This is a genomic window from Pseudalkalibacillus sp. R45 (genome assembly GCF_052246725.1).
Classification (GTDB): Bacteria; Bacillota; Bacilli; order Bacillales; family Fictibacillaceae; genus Pseudalkalibacillus.
Genome location: NZ_JBQQCL010000001.1, coordinates 971059 through 991216 on the forward strand (window position 1 = coordinate 971059; position 20158 = coordinate 991216).

A 20158-nucleotide genomic window follows, 5' to 3' on the forward strand; every position below is an offset into this window, starting at 1 on the left:
ACCTTCTATTTTACGATTTCATGGAAATCCGCCGTCTGTAAAAATATTTTACAGTCCGCTGCTGCCAGTTTTCCAAACACCATGCATGCGCCAGTAGAATTACCTCCAAGCCGATTAGCTCTCTCTATATTGAAAGAAAGCTCCCCAATCGCATATAGTCCGTCAACACCTGTCCGTCCATGTGTATCGATATACACACCACCATTGCTTGCATGAGCAAATGGGGCAATGCGAATTTCATCCTTCGTTAAATGAATATTCTTTTCGTTTAACCAGTTTAAATAAACGGTATCACCTGTTATTAGCGGGACGAGTAAAGGTTTGTGCTTCTCTACATAGAACCAATATCATTTTTCTTAGCAAAAAGTTCTTATGTGTAAAACCCATAGTAGAAGTCTCCTTTCGTACTTAATTCTAGGCCAAAAATAGCACTCTCTATCGTATCAAGGGGACTTTTTTATGCATATGGCTAAATCTCGTTTTCTCTCAACTTCTTTATTACAGGTCTGGTCTTTTAATGAAATTACTCTCGTCCAGTTAATTGCCCGATAAACTCAACATCATTAATCTTCCAACCTTGCTTTTTCACATAAATTAAAGAGGTTTTTACAATGACTGTTTCCGTGTTTGTGACATCATTAAATTCTGTACTGAGCTTAAATTCATTGAAAAATTCAGCTTCTGTTTGAGAATCTTGATATTCAAAAGATTTTAACCCAGCAATGGATGACTTTACGGATTGATCAGAACTGGGAAGTTCTGTCCCCGAAGGGTAAGTTGCCTTGTATCCCTGATCGGTCATTAAAGGTTGAATGTTCTGATATCGTTCGGCTATTGTCTGGTAGGTGAAAAAATGTTCCAGGAACTCCTTATTGATCTTTAATGCATCAGTGTTTTGGATCGATGATAGGCTCTTAATCTCTTCTTCATAATGATTTTGGTTCGCTCTTACTTCTTGTAACTGTATACGGAGACTTGAAACATACATGATGACGATAACCGCACCCATAAAACCGGTCATGAGGGTAACATAACGTTTCTTTTGTTCCGGATCCATGACTCTTCACCTCCCACTACTGAATACGCCTGAAACCTAAGAAGGGATATAAGTTTTTCCACTCTTCAACAGATGAATAGGTTGTCCCACTGCTGCTATTGGCATTAATGAATTTCCCTTCTCCAACATACATTCCGACATGGGAAGCACCTTTTTTATAGGTGGAGAAAAAGACCAAATCCCCGGGCTTAATTTGATCTTCAGGAACCGGGATCGTCTTATCATATTGCGATTTGGCCGTTCCATATAGATCAACCCCGACTTGCGCAAAAGCATATTCGAGTAGTCCAGAACAATCAAAGCCTCCTGCTGCGGGTGTTCGTCCTCCCCATACATAGGGTTGGCCGAGAAACTGTTTCATGATCGAATGAACTTCCTCTACATCAAACGATTGGGTGCCATCCCCCTTGACCATGGCGCTGCCATTTTCAGGATTGAAATAACGAAGGACGTGCTCGACGTAGTTCACGTCGCCATATCGGTTCCACCTTAACTTTGCAGCCATCATCTTACTAAACTCAATGGTTACGTCTTTGGAATAACCACCACGTTCTAATGCATACGCGATGAAACCATTCCCGAGGTTATATCCCTGCAAGGCAAGAGGAATATCCCCTTTCGCTTGTTTCATCATTCCTGCAAAATACTTCACTCCGATCTGAATGGAATATTCAGGATCTGTAATGGTTCCAGGAGGAAGCCCCACGGATTCCGAAGCTTGCATCACATCTAACTGTCTTCCTCCTGTTTCTTGTTGGATCAGAGCCATGATCAGCCCTACATAATCACTAATCCCGTATTCTTTCGCATATTTCTGCACAAGAGACTCATACCGCATCACTTCTGCTGATACCTGGGCGGTTCCGTCGGCTCCTTCGCGAGACATGCCAGATTCAAACTGATTCACCCCACCAAGACCAATCGAAATGAATAATGCGATCCCGAAAAGAGAGGTAAGAAGAAGAAGGAGCCCTGCAAGTATCCAGGTTAAGGGATTTTTCAAAATGGCAAATGTACCTGCAGCTTTTATACTTTTCTTCAGAACACCTTGCATATGCGCTCCTTTCTAACAAGCAATTCAAACGAATGAAACCCGTCATGGATCATGATGTGATTTATCATCAAACTGCTCTTTACCCATCATTTTGGTCGTTTCGGATCACGGGACATTGGTTTCCGGCTTTCTGATCTCTTGATTGTTTCAGTGGATTGTTTGGCTTTTTTTCTATTGACCTGTTGTTGTGCTTCCCACTTGGTTAGGGATTTAGATGGTTCTCTTGAAGCGGCTACCTCATTTTTACTATTCATACTCCCTGAAGATTTACGTTGAGAAGATCGATTTGTTCCACCCGTTGTTTGACTGGAAGGCCTGTTTTTTCTAGGCTTATCCGTCAAACGATTGGAAGGATGGTTAGCATTCGCTCTTTCACCCTTGCGATGTCTATACTCCTCCAAATGGACGATAGCCGTTCCTGGATTTCGAGAAGAGGAACGTGTGAAGGAACCTTTAGACAATGCTGTTAAGTGGCTTCCCGTTTTTTGATTCGTTTCGCCGACCGCTGCTTTACGGTGTTCAGAACGAGCTCTGCTATTGACGGCATCATTTGTAGGGGCTTTTCGTCCCTCCAAAAGCTCGTCATGACGGGTTTTTCTTTGGTGGTTCCGGTAAGCTTGGCTTACCATCCTCTTAGCACCCTTGAATCCATTCCCGCCAGCATCCCCCAATTTGTGAAATGTGTTGGTTGTCGTTCTTTCGACCATTTGTTGCCCATGAACCATCCCTGCAGAGGCTACTTCAAAGATTTCGGTACGATATTTAAATAATCCCCACATGGTGATACAGATCAAAAAGACAACAAACCCATAACCTTCTACGCCATTTGTGACTTTGACCGACTCATAAAGCAAGGTGATGATCCCTGTAATCACAGCGATTAAAAGCACTAACCCTGCTTTCATTAACAGCACTCCAACGAGTTTCTTTCCGTGATTCAAGGCGCTTTCACTGTAAGCCGGGAGAATCGATAAAATAAGTGGAATAGCCGTGAAGATCACCAGGGCCAGGAACCATACCTGAAGCAAAAACTTAAAGGTGCCCAATAGTAAAACCGGTATCGCAAGGGCGATTGTTGAAAGGATCGTGATGATTAAATAGCCAAATCGCTCACCACTGAAATCCGGAGTCATTTGTTTATTGTCATAATTAGATACTTCATCCTTCACAATTCTTTTTCTTTCTTCTTTACCTTCTTCAGAATACGGTTTGATTGTCAGAAGTTTATCAACTCGGTTTGGATCCTCGCCTACAATCTCGGATTCTTTTGTTGAGCCATAATTTAAGAGTAAATACGGACGTTTAACCATGAGGTTAAACAATTGATTATCGAGTACCGCAATACCCTCTTTCGGGTTATACGCCGCGTTGCTGTCAAATTCATCTGAGCTGACAAGGACGTTTACAGAACTCGCAATCCCTTCGAGCTCTGCTCCTCTGTCATTAAGCCATTTTATGTTATCTGTCGCATCCGAATAGAACCAGAAAGTCACCACCATGATAGCAAGGGCACCTATAATGGCTTTTACCGCATGACCGACTTGTTGATTAACGAAATACCGCCATGCAGCGGTCCCTCCTACAAAAATGACAAACAATGATAAGAAGGTTCCCGACATGATTTCATAGATCCGTTCACTCATAATACTTGCTTCACTTACGATGGTACTGATTAAATCAAAAGACATGAGTTGATTCGTTGAATAGAGGGTAAAGCTTGCAATCGTTTTATTGAACCCCCACATGCCTTGATTGATGGCATGCAACGCTTGATCTCCAGCGTCTTTCAGCCCATCCCCGATGACGGCTTCCATCTTGTAGTGATCAAGGGGATATGCTTTACTTTCCAGAATCACACGGCCGACGGTTTCCTCTTTTTTCTTGACAGTCGGGGAAGGATCATCCGCAAGGGATACCGTGGGCAACACGACGAACAAAACGATGAAACAAAAGCCAAGACTACGTTTCAGGAATTTCATCCAATTCCTCCTTATTCGCAGTGAATACAAGCTTCCTGTTCAAATTTTTGTTTGATTTTTTCGCGGTTAATATCCAAGCTTTTACTTGTATCAACCTTCCATTCATCAGCTTTTTTTCTAAGAACAATGTTGTCTTCTACCGCATTATCGCCGTTAGGATTATCGAAATCCGCAAAGACATAATATTGTTCTGATTCTTCGCTATAATAAATTTCAAAACGAATATCATCGTATTGTAAGCCTGAATCTTTTTTCTTGGCAGTCTTATGAATTTCAAATGAACCCTTTTCATATATTAACTCTTGTTCTTTATCATAATTCCGATTAAAATTGGCCTTTTCCCACTCATAGGCCACTTTCGCAATTTCTTCAGGAGAAGGACCCTGATTGCATCCTGCTAATAGGACAAGTAGTGTAGATAATAAGATTGATAGTTTTGTCATCAAATGAACGCCTCCTCGGTTCCAGCTCTTCCTCGATCGTTTTCTTTGGTGTTGAAGGCGCTAATCCATTCGTCAAACAAGACGTCCGTTTGTATTTTGGCGGTTCGCCCGTACATATCCTCAACGATACACTGTCCTTCTGTCATGTTTTTCAATAGATCCCGATTAGATTTGTTATCCTCCATGCCAAGAAACTCAATGATGTTGCCTGCTTCTTCAGTGGTCTTCGCTTTGAATGCAAATTTTGTCCCGATGTTTTCCTTGATTTGTGGTTTGTTATATTCATAAGTGGATTGTGTAATGAGATAAACTGCTGATCGTAAGGAACGGCCAGTACGCAGCAATTCGTTGATGAGTTTGTCACCCTCCCCTGTATTCATCAGCATCCATGCCTCTTCAAAGATGGTCATCTTCACAACGGAATCATCTCGAGCGAACTTCGTTGCAAATTTGGCAAGTGGCTGCATGAGTGCAACCGCAATGTGTTCATCCCTTGTTGTCGCCTTTTTGCCTTCATCAGGCAGGTTCAAGTTTTGGATCTGTAGGATGTTAACCTGTTCATTCAGGCTGATCCCTTCTACATCCCCATTCGAAAACATCAGTTTCGCGACTCCGTTTGTCCCGATCTCATAAAGCAGGTCCCCAACATTTTGCACATCTAGATCTTCTGAGGTTTGCAGGTAATGAACGACGTTTAAAAGCCCTGGCTTTTGCTCATGTTGCATCACATGGCGCACACCCTTATAGATGGCTGTTTTCACATTCCGTTCATTGGATTGCAGCTCGGAAAGGTATTCCAGTACCCCGACCGCTGCATCCTGTGCCTCTTCGCCGTCAAGGAAGGTAAGCGGATCAAGCTTTCCGGCATCCTTCTTCTCACTCGACAGTGTGATGTAGTTGAAGCTTTCGATCAGGTCCTTGAAAAAGGGTGCAGTCCGTTCCAGCTCAGGGGTCAATGCCTGTTTGAATTTCTTTTCGACTTCATCTTTGGGATCCGTCATAAGGACTTTCGCACCGAAAAAAACGGCATTTAGTAAGATGTCTTTTAAAAGGAACGATTTCCCCATTCCTGTTGGGCCCGAAATGGTGACATGCGGGGAAGAATACTTGGAACCCTTCAAGCCCAAGTGAGCAAGAAAGGGGTGATAGAAGACAAGAGATTGTGAACCCTCTACACTTTCGCCTTCATGCGAAATGTTTTTTCCGAGATAAAAGCCTACCGTATTGCCCACTTTCCGTGTCAGGGAAAAGAGGGATTCCCCAAAGGATTCAGGCGTTAGGATCTGTTCCCAATCATCCACTACTATGTTGGCTCCTGGTAAGGATTGATGAAAGAGAAGGAGTTGATCGGCTAACGGCTGCACAAGCTCGATTTGCTGGTCTTTAAAATCCATTTTCAGCCTTCTGGCCCGTTTTCGCACTTCTTCTCTTGTCTTACCGTAAACAACAAAATGAATGTACGCTCTGAGCAAAGGTTTTCCTTGATTCTTGATTTGATTTTCTAGATCATGCAACAGCTCACGTCCTGTATTGATTAAGCTGTCGTCGTCTTCGTTCGCTTCAATCAATTGTGCATCCTGATCGCGGAAACGTTTTTTTATCGTATTGGTTTGATTTACATCTTCTTTTTTCCTCTTGTAGACCGTACGCATATTGACCTCGACTGGAAAAGGATAGGATTGAAAAAAGTAAGCCCATTCTTTATAACTGAGATCAATCGGAAAATCAGAGACAGGGAGGAACGCACACCATGACTCCTGATCCAACTGTTTGATATGTACATAGCCCGCTTTTCCTGGGTCGAGAATCCCTTCCGTAAGGTGGTAAAGGCTCCCTTCCCCGTCTGGTTGTGCTTGACCTCTGACAAATTGATGACGGATGATGTAGCGTAATTCCATTTCCCTCACCCGATAAGCCCCTAGATAATTCAAAAGGGTTATAAAAGCCTCTTCCTCAGATTCTTTGAACAAACTGACCGTTACATCATCGACCTCATGTCCTTTAAAACCTGCGAGCTTTTGTAAATAACGGTTCATACTCTTGAATGATGAAGAAACGGTACGGATGAGGCTCTCATCCAACTCTCGCCGTTTCAATTTAACACCAATGAAAAACTTATAGTCCACGACATTTTCGGCTTCATCACGTAAAATCTCTTTAGCTCGTTCCGCATAATAGTGTCCAATTTCGGCATACTTGCCTTCATACTGATCCTGCAAGCGGTCCATTCGTTGATCAATATCAACGGGGATTGGAACAATTTTATAGTCAATTTCCTCGAAGGTAGCCAATTGCCATGCAAGCCTTTGGAGGCGGTTGACGAGGTTGTTTTCAGCTTCCTGTTCGTTGATCCCAACTGTATTTTCTTGTAGCCGGTAATACGCCCAGGCTTCCGTGTCATTGGTATAGAGGACGTTCTCTTGATAAGATTGAATCGGAAACTGTAACATGAATCCACCACCTTATTCAAATCGCTCGTAAGATTGTGCTTTCTTCATTTGGGGTTGGTAAACTGGCTTATGGCTGCTGTAACTGAATCGCCGATTGTACAAATAGCGGAAATACCCGATAAAGAAACGATCCAGCCGTTTGCCATCCAATCGACTTCGACAGATCGCCCCTGCAATGATCCAAGGCAACACTGCATAAAATGCTACTTGTAAAGTGGTCGGCAGCACCTCATTGAGGGTTCCTCTGAAGAGACATAACAAACCGAATAGAAATACCGCCACGATGATTTGTCGAATTTCAATACCCTTAGAAAAGACAAGGGATTTATCCCCTTTTCCAAACTTCCAGATCTTCAAGGGGTATTTGAAGAATTTTCGGTAGTTATAGGCACCTGACCTCAATTTAAACCACCGCTTTTGACCTGATTCCAAATCGCATTGGCCAGGCTTTCAAATTCTCCAGGGTTCGTTACAATCACATAACAAACGACCGCAAAGATAAAGCTGGAAAAGAACATGCTCCAGCGCTGTGATATAAACGCTCGAACGATCATAACGATCATAATGATGAACAAGACCGCAGCCACCTGAGAAGAGATATATTCCGTAAGACCTGTAATATCGGGCATTTCCATCAACCTCCTATAGTATGTTTGAGTTTTTGAACATAAAATTTATTGTTTTCCTTGCTAACGATAAGTGTAAACGGAAGTTTCATGACCACTCCGCTTTTATCCTCTTTAAGATGAACAAGGGTTTTCACCTTGTATTGACCCTGCTTTTCCCCTTCATAAACAATAAGATCTTCAACACCCTTATACGAGTATGTATCTTTCAAACTCTCCGGTTTCTCCATTAAATAGGCCATTTCATCAACCGTATTCTCGGTATACGATGTAAAAAACTGAGTCACAAACCGTTTCATTTCCTGTTCCATTTGTGTATGTTCCTTTGATGGATCCGTTTTATCCTCAATGGCCGTAAGACGTGTATCACCAGGTACCGTCTGAAAGTAAGGCTGCTCAACCACATTGAATGACTGACCATCTGTACCGACGGGAACAACAATCATCACTTCTATCGTCTCGATCGGATTCTCTTTATCAGTTATCTTTTCAGTTTCCGTTTTCTCTTTACTGTCTTTTCCGTTTACCTCTTCCTTTTTGTTTTGCTCAACACCATTGATCAAGTTGTATCGGATACGGTAGACATACTTGGCGGAATCCTCCTGAACATCTTTTACATCGTAAAGATGGATGCCCTTTAATGTACGCTCCCCTTTGAAATCTGAAAGATTCTCTAGTTCCTCGAGAGTTAAACCTTCTGCTAGATAGGGTTGTAAAGCATTGTTTCGTTTTTCTCGTTCCTTAGGGTCTTTCGGAATATTCATGTATGTTTTGACGAAGTTTTTCGAGTACGTTTCTCCTGCTGGGGAATTCGTAAAACCAACTTCATTGAGACTATCAATTTTGGATTGCGTTTCATCTTGATACGCATTAACACGCTCATTCAGAAAGCTAGTTCGATAATATGATAGAAAAGAACAGAAAATCACGGTAATTAAAACGACCCAGAATCCAAATGTAAATACAGTCCTGGAGTTAAATCGTGAGGAAACCAAGCGCCGTTCATCTTTGAAGATTTTTTTCCTTATCTGTCCAGCATTTCTCTTGAAGCTATTTTTAATTTCCATTCAATCCCTCCAGATTAAGCGAATTCCGTACATAAACCCTTCTAAAATATGTTTCTCCTATGTTCTCTTCTTTCATTTTCCGGCTAATAAAGATTTCACCTACCTGTAAGTTCTTAATCTCGGTTGGATGGGCTCTGTATCGATCGATTTGCCGAACCGTTCCCATATCCTTTTCAATGCGACGGGAGTTATTTTGCTTTTCAACTTGTTGTGTGATTTCATTATCGGAATAGGTTCCGAACAGGTCGGCAATCCGTTCTGCGTCTTTTGACGCGTTCACACGACCTGTCGCAAAGGTGTTACAATTTGTTAAAATACGATCTGTGAGTGTAGGATCCACAGCATCGATGTCAGCTAATGATTGGGTTGAAATAATACATTCGAAGCCCGCGGAACGGGCCTTGTTAACAATATCAACAATCTCCGCATTCCCATAAGCTGAGAATTCATCGTAGACGGTAAAAATCGGTTTTTTCCCAACCGTCTGCCGATAACCGACTAAACTGTTGACATCCAGGACCACCATCCGGCCAAGTTTTTGAATATAGTCCCTGTAACGGCTTCCTGAGATACTGAAAATGACGACATCGTTTTGATCCGTTATTTTTTTGAGATCGATCCCCTTATCCGACTCTATAAAAAGAGGACCAAGATCTGATTCGATGAGTTCGCCTAATTGATTCCGTAAACCAGTTAAACATCGTTGTGAATCCTTATCTGAAAAATCCATATCGAACGTTTCTTTCATCTTCTTCAATTCTTCTCGTAATGCGAGGATTGTCCGTTTTTGAATTTTGACCTCCTCTCCTCCCGTAGCAGATGTTGCTCTCTCTTTGTCCGGTTCAAAAAAATCCGAGATTAAATCTTCATACTGATTTGTTTTTTCTGTACGTTTGGACGTAACCAAAATTTCTTCTTCAATTTCCTGCTCTTCATATTGCTCCTTGAAGAGATCGTTAACAAGGGCAATGGATGTTAAATCATATATGGTTTTCAGGTCTCGGGGCAGTTGAACCTCATCAATCAGCTTCACAACCAACTGCAAATATCGGGAACTGAAGGTCTTATAGAAGGGCTCACTCCACTCAAAAAGATTCAATAATTTATCACGGACTTCAGTAGGTGTGCCATGTTTCACCGGATTGTAGGTTAGTGAATCCCTTTCTGTAAAAAGAGAAACATTACGCCCATACGCTTCTGCAAGCGACTTGAATGCAAGCATCGAAGTTACCTCACCTTTACCATCTAGAAAAATAACAGGTTTCCCGTTACGTAAAGCGACTTCCATCAGCGAGGCGATGAGCGTCGTTTTCCCGGTACCGGTTCCGCCAAGGGCAAGCATGTGGTAATTCAATTCGTGAGAATCCAGAGAAACACGCTCTTTAAAATCGGTATAGCCAATAAACGATTCCTTGGAATTGCTTGATCGGTATTTTTTCTGTTCTTTTGTAAGAAATTTTAACCGATTTTTTCGAAAAGACACATATGGATGCAATGTTGTTTGTTTTTGGTGCTCAACGTATTTCGATACGATAGGTTTCTTCCAGTGGTACTTTGCAAACAGGAAATAGACCAAGGTGAAAACGAACGATATCCCGATAACATTGAAATAAGTATCTGAGGTTACTTGTATCAGGTTTCCTTGATTGAACACCTTCTCCACTCCTGTTGAAAGATAAGGAATATTCATTTTCGAAATAAGGCCGAAATAATCAAGTAATGCACCCTTATAAAATTGAATCACCAGTAGGATCAGGCCTGAACCAGCTGCCAAATAAACAAGCCAACCTCGCTTGAAATAGGATAAGAAAGCAAAAATCATCATCCCCACAAGGGCAGGAACCATAAAACTCATGATTACGACAGCGGAAACGGCATATAACATAACATCCCCAATAAGTTGATCCATTTCACTTTGCCGTTCAGTTTTTTCCACTTGACTTCACCTCTTCCCATCGATCATTTAAGATCTCTTCCGGGATATCTCGGACCACTACTTTGGAATCATTGATCAGTTTCCTTTTTGCTTTATTGACGGCATTTTTAATTTGAACAAGATTGGTGAAGTATCGTATTTGGTCAAACTGTCCATTCAACAATAGATCATCAAAAAGTTTAAATTTTTCATCATACCTCTTTCGATCTTTCTTGTTTAATTCCAGCTCAACCCAAACACGTATAGGTGTGCCATCTCTTTTTTTAATGACAAAGATAGCATCAGGGATACGATCTCGTATCTGGTTATATTCCTGTAGTCTATTCGGTTGACTGCCTTGTCCCAGAGCTTTGAATCGTATTTCTCGTTCGGTTTGATACTGGAATTCGATCCCTTCTTTCTCAAATAGAAATTCATGAAAAAGCAGGAGATCATTCATCAGTAAGGCATGTTGAATGGTATAGATTGTTGCTTTCGATGGAACCGTAACGTCGGCATTTGTCACATCACGAGCTTCGCGTGAACCAAAATAGACGCCGACTTTAGGTGCAATACGTTCATATTTCACTAATCCTTTGGCCATCAACTTCCGAACCCGGCTATATACCCGTGTCAATGTAGGCTCCTCAAACTTCACACAGATTTGTTTCGCTGTGACAATGCCATTACGTAAAATAAATGTTAAATAATCCAGGTCTTTTTGTTTTAAAGAAGTGTATTTCAGCACCATACAGAGTTCCACCTTTTCCTCCTGATTGTTTAGACACTCGATACAGTGAACGTATAGATTCGGATTTAAATGATTCAAATGGGATTAACCATAAATGCTAGGTAAAAGTACCACCTCACAAAAATCTAACCAAAAAATTGCGATCGATAACAACATCGTTTTTCGCTATGTTTAGACAATTCAATTGTTGATTAGTCTACTTTGAGAACAATTGTTTGACAAGAAGTACAATGGAAAACCATACCGAGTTCCCACGAAAAAAATCGGAGCAGGGGAAGAAAGTTTGTTAATTTTGAAAGAAAATACTAGTGAATGTTGGTTTTTCTGGTCTTTATAAACTATAAAAAAATGTCGATAAATTGGATCGAAAGTGTCATTAAAGGAGGGTGTGTTGGACGGAAACATTCTGAAGAAGGATTGGCTTGCTTTGTATAGATATAAAGCGTCTCAAACAAAAATCTACTATTCATGAAGAAAAATAGACGATTGTTCCTAAACCGAGTCATATTTAAAAATCCTAATTGATTTCATAATAAAAAAGTGCAGAAAAACATAAGGTTTCTCTACACTCTATAGGCCACGTATTTATATCTTTCTTAGATTGATCATGCCCGTATTCATTTATTCCTGTTAAGATTTTTCCCATCTTTTTCTTTCATCTTTCGGAAAATTTCTAACTGAAGTTTAAGGTAATCCTTTTCTTCTTCGGTGAGATTTTCAAAATTCACACAACCACTATTTACTTCGGTATCTCCTTCATCAATATATCCAGCCCTCTCAAGTAATTTCCTATATGAATAGTTATATGCATTTGCCAATCTTTTAAGAGTATCAGGTGAAGGATTAATAGGAACCTTTGTTCCATGTTTATAACCCTTTTCTAAATCACTGATGTATGTATGACTTAACCCTGTTCTTTTTGAAACTTCCCTTAATGGTCGGCTTCCTCTTAATTCTTTTAAGAGTTCTCCCAGATTTTTCATGATTATATAGCTCCCTTGTTGTACCTATATAACATATTGTAAAACAAAGATGACATTATAAAAATAAAATAAGTATAAATATCTGTAATAATTAGTTGACATATTGGTGCCTATAGTTTACAATTCAAATCGTAAACTATAGGCACCAATTAAGTGAGGAGGTGATTATTCTTGGAAAATAAAATTAGATTTCTAAGAAGAAGTGAAAACTTCAATTTAACTCAAGATGAACTTGCAAAAGCTTTAAATGTATCTAGACAAACTATAGTTGCATTGGAAAATGGGAGAGAGCCCTCAGGTACTTTAATGTTAAAAATTGCAGACTTTTTTAATAAAGATCCAAGAGAAATTTTTTTTGCAGATAATGTTGTCTATTGTTTACAAGAAAGAAATAATTCGGACTCAATCACTGAACTTAGGGTGGTCGATACTCTGCAAATATAAAAAGTATGTATAGCTTGAAACATGAAACTTTAGCATAATTGGACAAGCTTGCATAGTACACCTGTCATAATGCATTGAAAGGATTAAAACAACCCCATTACATCAACACTATGATTTCCAGTATATGCATGAAATAAACTAATTTTCATTATGAATTGAACTTTAGAAGTCAAAAGAAAAGAATTTATTAAGAAAAAAGAAGAGGTGATCATATGGTAAAACGTTATTTGCTCTTTGATTCCAATTGTTCCGTTTGCATCAATCTTGCCACTTCAATTGAAAAGGAAAGCAACGGATGGTTGACGATCCGAAGCCTTCATAACCCTGAGATGAAAGAATTGTTGAATCAAGCCAAACCCGACTGGGAATTTGAGCCGACTATTCTTGAAGTACACGACAACAAACCACCTATAGTCTATACAGGAATGCAATTAAAAACGTATATCCTGAAAGGATTGGGTATTCGAAAATCACTACGTATTTCCAGAACGATACGGGATGCGGGTGTACCCTGGTTCACACAGAAGTCGCCCACTCCGCTCGAGTACCAAGGAAGACGTTCGTTTGTCAAAAAAGGGGGGATTTTTCTAGGTGGTGTGTTATTATCTCCACTATTAACTTCAGTCCTTCCTCAACGATTCACCAAAAACACACTGGCCGCAACAACGGAAGAGTCAGATTCACTGACACCTAAAAACTGGAGAACCAAGGTGAAAATCAAAGAATCAAAGGAACTGAGCAACAAAGAAATTCAGAAATATCTAACGGCAGATGTTCAACAAGCATTCGCTTTTAAGGAAGACGATCTTTCCATTGATGCTTTAAGTGTCAAAGGCGTCTTCCACATGTTAGAGGATGGCAATACCCTGCTAGCCCTCGTTATGCAAAAAGGCGATTATATTTCGGTTTACTATTCCTTAAGCGTTCCCATCTATCATTTTGGTCGAGGGAGCTATTTATACAAAGTGGATGAAGAAAAGGAAACGATTACCCTGGTCGATCAAATCGTGAACGGTGAACCGGTAAAAGATTCCAGCATTCAGTCAGCCTGTGGCAATTGCACCATCGAGAACTTTTCTTATGGGGGTGGAAGTGAATGCAAAACTTGGAATGTTAGTTGTCTGATTCAATGTTGTGGACCTTGCACCCTAGCGTGTGGGACCTGGGCCGGGTGCCTTCCATGTGTTCTCCTCTGGTGTCCGGTTTGTGCCTCTACATGCTGCACGGGATGGGAAGAGACTTGCTACTCCTGCGCCTAATTCTAAGACTTGGAGGAGAAGAACATGGTTATACCTCTGAATTGGGGAAGACGACTGTTCATATGGTTGTTTGTGATCGTCTTTTTCCTCTTTGATCACCCACTGGACCATTTCCCTACTGCTGCCTTTTCCTATACCTGGGGATTTGTTGTCTTAACGAAGTCATTTGATTTTTTGTATTCCTTTTCCGAAAAAAGAATGGAGACAATCTTTCATTCTCTATTGATCGGCATCCTGATTGGTGCATGCATCACTTCTCTTCAAGTGCAACCAATCGATGTCCGTCTTGTTGGCGATTTGTTTTTCGCCCTGTCTCCCCTCTTTTTATTTCGGAACGTATTGTCTGTAAAAAATCGTCAATGCCATGTAGAAGATATCAAGACGTAACGGTGTGTCCAATTTTCATTTTAAGGAGGTGGCTTCCATTATGAATCCCTTCAATATCGGTTTTCCAAGCCTGATTTTAATCCTGGTGCTTTTCTTAATCCTTTTTGGACCCAATAAATTGCCAGAGCTTGGTCGTTCTGTTGGTCTTACCATGAAAGAGTTTAAAAAGTCGACCAGAGATCTTATCTCCGACACCGAAGGTACATCCCAAACGGAGAATAGTAAAAACGGGGACCACAGGAAAGGGTAAAAAAGTATGCATGATCAACCGATTCATCACGTAAACGAGTTAAGAAAACGACTCATCTGGATCCTGTTGGTGTTTGTGCTATCTTTACTATTCGGGTTCCTCTGCGCAGAGCCCGTCTTACAACAGATTAAAGCAGCTCCTACTTCACAGAAGATTGATTGGAACGTATTTGCCATCGGCGATGCGTTCCATGTCTATTTAAAAATCTCCCTTGTTATCGCGTTAGCCGTTACAACACCGTATGCGATGTATCAAGCCTGGAAATTCGTTTCACCAGGTTTGAGCCGAATGGAACAAAGGGTCACGCTCCTTTATATCCCGTTTGTTTTTTTCCTTTTCGTAACCGGGATTCTATTCAGTTATTTTTTGATATTCCCGACGGTCTTTCAATTTATGACCTCGTTTTCAGAGCGAATTGGAGCTTCAGAAGTCTATGGAATTAACCAGTACTTTTCATTCATGTTTCGCTTAATTCTCCCGATTGGGGTGGTTTTTGAACTGCCCCTGATCATCATGTTTTCCACCCACTTAGGGCTCATAACACCGTTAAAATTAAAAACATCCAGAAAATACGCGTATATCTGCCTGTTGATTCTGGCGGCTATGATCACACCGCCCGATATCGTATCACATATGCTGGTCACTACCCCTTTGTTTCTTTTGTATGAAGTCAGTATTATTTGTTCGAACATCGTATATTCAAAGAAACTTAGTTATAAAAATGGGAATCTTCCATCCTAGTTTTAGACCTATTTAAGTAGATTAGTCGTGGCTGTTTGTACATTTCATATCATACGGGAAGCAGGGATTATGACAGTTTTTGTTGTAACCCCTCCTTCTGTCTAATACCGGATCACTCCAGCCCCTTCTTGTTGATGTTTAAAAATCAGAACATATAACTACCCTTTTTAGTAAACTAGTTTGTTGAAGTGTTCTGCCGAAAATCTATATGAGACAGGAATATAAGAAGGATTAAATAACCTGTTCCTTTTTCACATGACACGTTTCCTAGCCACTCCTTCAATAGTATGAATTATCCGCAAAATATATCATATTATTCAAAATATTCTGTCGATGGTGATATAATGCGGTAGATTCATTTATAAAGGAGAGGAAAAATGTCATGTTGAACAGGAAGATGGTCGCATTTGCAGCAGCTATGATGTTCATTGTATCTTTATTATCCTTCAAACCCGCTTCAGCTGAAGAACTGCCTTATTACGGGAAAGAATATTCCCAGCCAGATCAAGTGCTTGAACTGTACCCTGACCCTGATGTTGATTTTGACACGCCGGCATTTGAAAAAGATGGGAAGCAGTTCACCACTCAGGAAGAAATGCTTGCCTTCATCCATAATCTCGATGAAGAAAGTGAAGTCCTGGATGTCCGGACGATCGGCCAGACAATTGAAGGGCGTGATATACCTGCATTGTTCTATTTCAAAGGAGATCAGCAAGACCATAAAAAACCTACCATCTGGTTGCAAGGCCAAATCCATGGAAATGAACCTGCTGCAGGCGAAGGTGTCCTCATGATGGCCAAAAAACTTACTGAGGAATTTGGCGACAGGGTCCTCGACAAAGTCAACATCATTGTCGTCCCCCGTGTCAATCCTGATGGATCCTATGCCTTCGAGCGAAGGATGGCGAATGGTCTCGATGGAAACCGTGACCATATCAAATTCGACCTTCCTGAAGTCAAAGCGGTCCATGATTTGTATAACCAGTACCAACCAGAAGTCGCCATTGATGCCCACGAGTATAGTATCGGGAATGGCGTATTCGATGACTTAGGCGAAAAGGGCTACCTGAAATATCATGATCTCTTGATCTTATCTGGAAAGAATCTGAATATCCCCGAAAAGATCAGAACCATCTCAGATGACCTGTTTGTGGAAAATGCACAAGAGCAATTGAGTGAAGCAGGTTTTTCAAACAGAAGCTATTACACCACCGGGCGGGATGGTGAAGAGGTTGTCATCAGGGAAGGCGGAACCGACCCGAGAATCGGAAGGAACGCCCTTGGATTGACACCTTCACTTTCTTTCCTGGTCGAGACCAGGGGCATTGGAATCGGCCGAGAAAACTTCAAACGACGTGTCGCAGCCCAGGTGGAGACCCATACAGATTTGATTGAAACGACAGCCGAAAATGCTAGATTTATCAAAAAGCTGGTAAGTTCAGAACGGGCAGATCTAGTTAAAAAAGGTTGGAAAGTCAATGATGACGATCAAATTGTCGTGGAAGACCGTCAAGTGGAGATTCCAAATGAGACATTGAAAGTGGTGGATATCGCTGAAAGAGGCACGAAGGATATCCCAGTCACCTATTTCAGCGCAACAGACTCCATTCCGACTTTGACCAGGGAACGGCCAACCGCTTATATGATCGCACCAGAGCATGAACACATCATTGATAAACTGGAACATAGTGGTGTCAAGGTGTTCCAGTTACCACGGGATGTACGTTTGCCAGTTCAAACCTATACAGTGATCGGAAAAGAAGATGGCGGTACGTATGAAGGTCATAAGCTGACTAATGTTGAAACCGAGCTTTCTGAAAGGTCAGTTCACTTTGAAAAAGGCACCTATGTCGTGTCGACTGCCCAACCATCTGCTAATCTGGCTGCAGTAGCCCTTGAACCAGAATCCGATGACAGCTATGTGACGTTCAACTTCATCCCCTCCAAAACAGGAGAAGAACTTCCGATCTACCGTTTCATCAAAGGGATTCATTCCCAACACGAGCTTCAATCGATCATGAAACAGGCGGAGTGAAGATCGTCAAACGCATTTGATATTTACTGGACTACATCTAGATAAACGACCAGAAGAGATTAGATTGATATGAGGAACAATTTTTTAAACGCTTTAAACTTAAGACCAACATTAAATAAGGGATCGAAAAACGAGCTCGAAATGAACTGCACCCCAAATTTTAGACACAGACTAAAATTTGGAGGTGCTTTTCTTTTGGCTTCATTTGAACGATTAACAGGCGATGAGAACTTAATTATCCATTCTGATCAGGGATGGCATTACCAGATGAAACAATACAGGCATACTTTAAAGGAAAGTGGAATTACACAAAGTATGTCACGTAAGGGAAATTGTTACGATAATGCAGTTATTGAAAATTTCTTTAGTATTATGAAATATGAATTTCTTTATCTAAATGAATTTGAAAGTACAAATCACTTTATACAAGAACTAGAGAAGTATATAGATTATTACAACAACAAACGAATTAAGGCAAAATTAAAAGGCATGAGTCGGGTAGTGTACCGGACTCATGCACAGCAAGCTGCCTAATTAAAACTCGTCTAACTTTTTGGGGTCACTTCAGAATTGAGCTCGTTTTCTAGTGAATTGTGATTTCAATTGTGGAACATTGAAAAGCAAGGGGAAGCACGAGAACCGTCCCCAACCTCAATCAACTATCCATTTTAAGGAACCGGTTGTCAACCACATGGCTACTAAACTTCCGCTCAACAAGAAAAACAGCGCTTGGAATTTCAGTGAAATTCCAATAATCAATATTATTCCAATCAGCATCACTATTCCATAAAATAATCGAGCACTGGTCATTATAATGGTACTTTTTATATATGTGACAAGCTTCATATCATAATGAACATAAATTGGAAACAAAAACAAAAAAGATAACAGGTAGATAAACGTTAAACCTACTAAGATATATTTAACTATCATAAAATTTTGTTCTGAAAAGAACTGAATATTAAAGACTAACAAAAACCCGATTACTACATAAAACAGACCAAGCATTTGAGACTTCCAAAACTCCTGCTTATAAACTTTTAGGAATGTTTTTATAATAGAAAACTCTTTTTCTCCCAATCTCCATTTTCTTACTATATGGAACATTGATATAGTTGAGGGCATGAATCCAAATATACCTAAACCAACTATTGTAAAAGCCAACCATAAGATATTTAAGTAGCATAGGAGCATGACCCCTTCAAATAACACATTGATTCTCGCTAACACTTTCTGTTGTATCATTAATTAGCTCCCCTTAACATAATAGAGTCTGCTTAAAAGCAGACTCATGTTTAACCTGTTACTTCAAGATCTCCCGCAACAATCGCATTCTGATCTCTTAAGTATTTCTGCAATTGACTCACATTTATTTCACGGGTCGTAACTCCATTTGCTGCCGACATTGCGGCAGCAATCCCAGCTGCTTGCCCTTGAGCCATTGAATGAGATTGGACTCGAGCAGAAGCAAGTGCTTCATGTGTTGCAGATAGACAGCGACCTGCTACTAGAACATTCTCCAAGCCAACCGGGAGTAAGCAACGATAGGGAATATCGTAAGCATCCTCTAGTTCAACCCAAACGTTTTTTCTGTCAGTTGGGCTATGGATGTCAACAGGAAAACAGCCTTTGGCAATACCATCATCAAATTTGCGTCCTCTCAACACATCCTCCTGAGCTAGAACATAATCCCCTACAATCCTCCTTGTCTCTCTTATTCCAACCTGAGAAGAAGCTCCAGATAAAAACGCGTTAGAAAAACCAGGTAAATGCTTTCTTGCAAAGCTAGTCAAAGAAAGGACTTGTTCTTTTAATTCTAATCCCGCTCGGATTACATCCGTGTTTTTCGTTCCATCTATTCGATTCAATCTCGTGGCATTAAATAGGACATCGCCTTTTTTGAAATCAGAAAAAATGGTGATTCGTTCACGTCCTAAATTCAATTCGCCACTTTCCTGCCCTTTTGCCACCAAATCATTGAATCCCGTAACGGCAACCATCTTATCGGCAAAATGAGAAGGTAAATTATCAGGTAGTATTGGGTAAGTCAACCATACTAAATCATTACGATGGCGATCGGTATATTCAATAAAAGTATCAATATCCACATAACTCATCCTGAACATTGCAGTTACAGGCTGACTTAATCCATCTTCTTTTCGACCAAATTCGTATTCAGCTCCTGCCTGCACTGCAATATCCCCATCACCAGTTGTATCGATAAACTTTTTTGCTTTGATCGTATCGGCAAATGATTTACCTCTGATACCTACAGATTCAATCGTCCCCTCATTACTATTCACTTGATCTACGAAAGTATTTAAAAATAAGTTTACACCAGCCTTAACCACTAATTTGTGGAGTACATACTTCAAAATTTCCCCATCAAAAGGTGTGATATGGCCACCTGTTCCTTGCGTTTTTCCTGGTTCATCATAAGGACATTTCAATGTACCAGTCGAGCCTTCATATTTAACTAATTCATCTACAATATCTTGAAAAATCCCTTTAATCACTTGCGTGTCCTGGTGGTAGTTTGTCATCCATGGTCCTACCATACTGGCAGTACCTGCTCCTCCTAAATAAGGGTTTGGTTCAATCAATACCGTTTTAACTCCCATTCTCCCTGCAGCGATGGCAGCGGCAACCCCAGCAGGGCCACCACCGATTACGGCTACATCATATTGATTAGCTGAATCCATTCATAATCAACTCCT

The 20158-nt window shown here is 40.7% G+C and carries 20 protein-coding genes and 1 pseudogene; 7 read left to right on the forward strand and 14 right to left on the reverse strand.

From position 1 onward, the window contains the following. Positions 1 to 5: 5 nt before the first annotated feature. The 12 genes from ACTWQL_RS04555 to ACTWQL_RS04610 form a co-directional block, all read right to left on the reverse strand. On the reverse strand, positions 6 to 197 hold the full coding sequence (locus ACTWQL_RS04555) for an FAD-binding protein (protein WP_443141218.1): 192 nt from the start codon (positions 195 to 197) through the stop codon (positions 6 to 8). 326 nt (positions 198 to 523) lie between these two features. After that, a complete protein-coding gene (locus ACTWQL_RS04560) occupies positions 524 to 1057 on the reverse strand; it encodes a hypothetical protein (protein WP_443141219.1) in 534 nt (177 codons plus the stop codon). Positions 1058 to 1073: 16 nt separating this feature from the next. Beyond that, complete coding sequence (locus ACTWQL_RS04565; protein ID WP_443141220.1) at positions 1074 to 2111, reverse strand: bifunctional lytic transglycosylase/C40 family peptidase; 1038 nt, start codon at positions 2109 to 2111, stop codon at positions 1074 to 1076. A gap of 86 nt (positions 2112 to 2197) precedes the next feature. After that, on the reverse strand, positions 2198 to 4090 hold the full coding sequence (locus ACTWQL_RS04570) for a CD3337/EF1877 family mobilome membrane protein (protein WP_443141221.1): 1893 nt from the start codon (positions 4088 to 4090) through the stop codon (positions 2198 to 2200). Positions 4091 to 4101: 11 nt separating this feature from the next. Continuing rightward, entirely contained in the window at positions 4102 to 4533 is a 432-nt protein-coding gene (locus tag ACTWQL_RS04575; RefSeq protein WP_443141222.1) for a hypothetical protein, read from the reverse strand. Beyond that, positions 4533 to 6983, reverse strand: a complete 2451-nt coding sequence (locus tag ACTWQL_RS04580) for an ATP-binding protein (RefSeq protein WP_443141223.1) — start codon at positions 6981 to 6983, stop codon at positions 4533 to 4535. Before ACTWQL_RS04580 ends, ACTWQL_RS04575 begins: the two co-directional genes overlap by 1 nt. A 12-nt stretch (positions 6984 to 6995) precedes the next feature. Then, positions 6996 to 7385 (reverse strand): TcpE family conjugal transfer membrane protein, encoded by a 390-nt coding sequence (locus ACTWQL_RS04585; protein WP_443141224.1) that lies wholly within the window; start codon positions 7383 to 7385, stop codon positions 6996 to 6998. Continuing rightward, a complete protein-coding gene (locus tag ACTWQL_RS04590; protein ID WP_221567140.1) occupies positions 7382 to 7612 on the reverse strand; it encodes a hypothetical protein in 231 nt (76 codons plus the stop codon). Before ACTWQL_RS04590 ends, ACTWQL_RS04585 begins: the two co-directional genes overlap by 4 nt. A gap of 5 nt (positions 7613 to 7617) precedes the next feature. Next, on the reverse strand, positions 7618 to 8676 hold the full coding sequence (locus ACTWQL_RS04595; protein WP_443141225.1) for a conjugal transfer protein: 1059 nt from the start codon (positions 8674 to 8676) through the stop codon (positions 7618 to 7620). Next, positions 8666 to 10612, reverse strand: a complete 1947-nt coding sequence (locus tag ACTWQL_RS04600; RefSeq protein ID WP_443141226.1) for a type IV secretory system conjugative DNA transfer family protein — start codon at positions 10610 to 10612, stop codon at positions 8666 to 8668. The genes ACTWQL_RS04595 and ACTWQL_RS04600 overlap by 11 nt, the downstream gene beginning before the upstream one ends. Then, positions 10599 to 11342, reverse strand: a complete 744-nt coding sequence (locus ACTWQL_RS04605; protein ID WP_443141227.1) for a hypothetical protein — start codon at positions 11340 to 11342, stop codon at positions 10599 to 10601. Before ACTWQL_RS04605 ends, ACTWQL_RS04600 begins: the two co-directional genes overlap by 14 nt. A gap of 617 nt (positions 11343 to 11959) precedes the next feature. Beyond that, the gene (locus ACTWQL_RS04610) at positions 11960 to 12325 is read right to left on the reverse strand and encodes a helix-turn-helix domain-containing protein (protein WP_443141228.1); all 366 of its coding nucleotides are present in this window, start codon (positions 12323 to 12325) and stop codon (positions 11960 to 11962) included. A 171-nt stretch (positions 12326 to 12496) separates the two neighbouring features. Here ACTWQL_RS04610 and ACTWQL_RS04615 point away from each other — a divergent pair. From ACTWQL_RS04615 to ACTWQL_RS04645, 7 genes and pseudogenes are all read left to right on the forward strand, one after another. Further along, positions 12497 to 12679, forward strand: a pseudogene (locus ACTWQL_RS04615) (helix-turn-helix transcriptional regulator); the annotation flags it as partial. 302 nt (positions 12680 to 12981) lie between these two features. After that, positions 12982 to 14028: a hypothetical protein gene (locus ACTWQL_RS04620; protein WP_443141229.1), complete on the forward strand. Its 1047-nt coding sequence runs from the start codon at positions 12982 to 12984 to the stop codon at positions 14026 to 14028. A 24-nt stretch (positions 14029 to 14052) separates the two neighbouring features. Further along, a complete protein-coding gene (locus tag ACTWQL_RS04625) occupies positions 14053 to 14415 on the forward strand; it encodes a hypothetical protein (RefSeq protein ID WP_443141230.1) in 363 nt (120 codons plus the stop codon). Between the two features lie 40 nt (positions 14416 to 14455). Beyond that, the gene (gene tatA / locus ACTWQL_RS04630) at positions 14456 to 14665 is read left to right on the forward strand and encodes a twin-arginine translocase TatA/TatE family subunit (RefSeq protein WP_443141231.1); all 210 of its coding nucleotides are present in this window, start codon (positions 14456 to 14458) and stop codon (positions 14663 to 14665) included. A gap of 6 nt (positions 14666 to 14671) precedes the next feature. Next, positions 14672 to 15406, forward strand: coding sequence for a twin-arginine translocase subunit TatC (tatC, locus tag ACTWQL_RS04635; protein ID WP_443141232.1), 735 nt, complete (start codon positions 14672 to 14674; stop codon positions 15404 to 15406). A gap of 382 nt (positions 15407 to 15788) precedes the next feature. Further along, complete coding sequence (locus ACTWQL_RS04640; protein ID WP_443141233.1) at positions 15789 to 17441, forward strand: M14 family metallopeptidase; 1653 nt, start codon at positions 15789 to 15791, stop codon at positions 17439 to 17441. A gap of 69 nt (positions 17442 to 17510) precedes the next feature. Continuing rightward, positions 17511 to 17975, forward strand: a complete 465-nt coding sequence (locus ACTWQL_RS04645) for a transposase (RefSeq protein ID WP_443141234.1) — start codon at positions 17511 to 17513, stop codon at positions 17973 to 17975. 117 nt (positions 17976 to 18092) lie between these two features. Here ACTWQL_RS04645 and ACTWQL_RS04650 read toward each other — a convergent pair whose 3' ends face one another. Both ACTWQL_RS04650 and ACTWQL_RS04655 read right to left on the reverse strand, forming a co-directional pair. Beyond that, positions 18093 to 18686 carry a YesL family protein gene (locus ACTWQL_RS04650; protein WP_443141235.1) on the reverse strand — a complete coding sequence of 198 codons (594 nt, stop codon included), beginning with the start codon at positions 18684 to 18686 and terminating at the stop codon, positions 18093 to 18095. Between the two features lie 50 nt (positions 18687 to 18736). Further along, complete coding sequence (locus ACTWQL_RS04655) at positions 18737 to 20143, reverse strand: FAD-dependent oxidoreductase (RefSeq protein ID WP_443141236.1); 1407 nt, start codon at positions 20141 to 20143, stop codon at positions 18737 to 18739. Between the last annotated feature and the right edge of the window lie 15 nt (positions 20144 to 20158).

Bases quoted from the DNA above. Each gene is read 5' to 3' on its own strand.
- ACTWQL_RS04560 (WP_443141219.1), bottom strand. From the start codon at position 1,057: ATGGATCCGGAACAAAAGAAACGTTATGTTACCCTCATGACCGGTTTT.
- ACTWQL_RS04565 (WP_443141220.1), bottom strand. From the start codon at position 2,111: ATGCAAGGTGTTCTGAAGAAAAGTATAAAAGCTGCAGGTACATTTGCC.
- ACTWQL_RS04570 (WP_443141221.1), bottom strand. From the start codon at position 4,090: ATGAAATTCCTGAAACGTAGTCTTGGCTTTTGTTTCATCGTTTTGTTC.
- ACTWQL_RS04575 (WP_443141222.1), bottom strand. From the start codon at position 4,533: ATGACAAAACTATCAATCTTATTATCTACACTACTTGTCCTATTAGCA.
- ACTWQL_RS04580 (WP_443141223.1), bottom strand. From the start codon at position 6,983: ATGTTACAGTTTCCGATTCAATCTTATCAAGAGAACGTCCTCTATACC.
- ACTWQL_RS04590 (WP_221567140.1), bottom strand. From the start codon at position 7,612: ATGCCCGATATTACAGGTCTTACGGAATATATCTCTTCTCAGGTGGCT.
- ACTWQL_RS04595 (WP_443141225.1), bottom strand. From the start codon at position 8,676: ATGGAAATTAAAAATAGCTTCAAGAGAAATGCTGGACAGATAAGGAAA.
- ACTWQL_RS04605 (WP_443141227.1), bottom strand. From the start codon at position 11,342: ATGGTGCTGAAATACACTTCTTTAAAACAAAAAGACCTGGATTATTTA.
- ACTWQL_RS04610 (WP_443141228.1), bottom strand. From the start codon at position 12,325: ATGAAAAATCTGGGAGAACTCTTAAAAGAATTAAGAGGAAGCCGACCA.
- ACTWQL_RS04620 (WP_443141229.1), top strand. From the start codon at position 12,982: ATGGTAAAACGTTATTTGCTCTTTGATTCCAATTGTTCCGTTTGCATC.
- ACTWQL_RS04625 (WP_443141230.1), top strand. From the start codon at position 14,053: ATGGTTATACCTCTGAATTGGGGAAGACGACTGTTCATATGGTTGTTT.
- tatA (WP_443141231.1), top strand. From the start codon at position 14,456: ATGAATCCCTTCAATATCGGTTTTCCAAGCCTGATTTTAATCCTGGTG.
- tatC (WP_443141232.1), top strand. From the start codon at position 14,672: ATGCATGATCAACCGATTCATCACGTAAACGAGTTAAGAAAACGACTC.
- ACTWQL_RS04640 (WP_443141233.1), top strand. From the start codon at position 15,789: ATGTTGAACAGGAAGATGGTCGCATTTGCAGCAGCTATGATGTTCATT.
- ACTWQL_RS04645 (WP_443141234.1), top strand. From the start codon at position 17,511: ATGAGGAACAATTTTTTAAACGCTTTAAACTTAAGACCAACATTAAAT.
- ACTWQL_RS04650 (WP_443141235.1), bottom strand. From the start codon at position 18,686: ATGATACAACAGAAAGTGTTAGCGAGAATCAATGTGTTATTTGAAGGG.
- ACTWQL_RS04655 (WP_443141236.1), bottom strand. From the start codon at position 20,143: ATGGATTCAGCTAATCAATATGATGTAGCCGTAATCGGTGGTGGCCCT.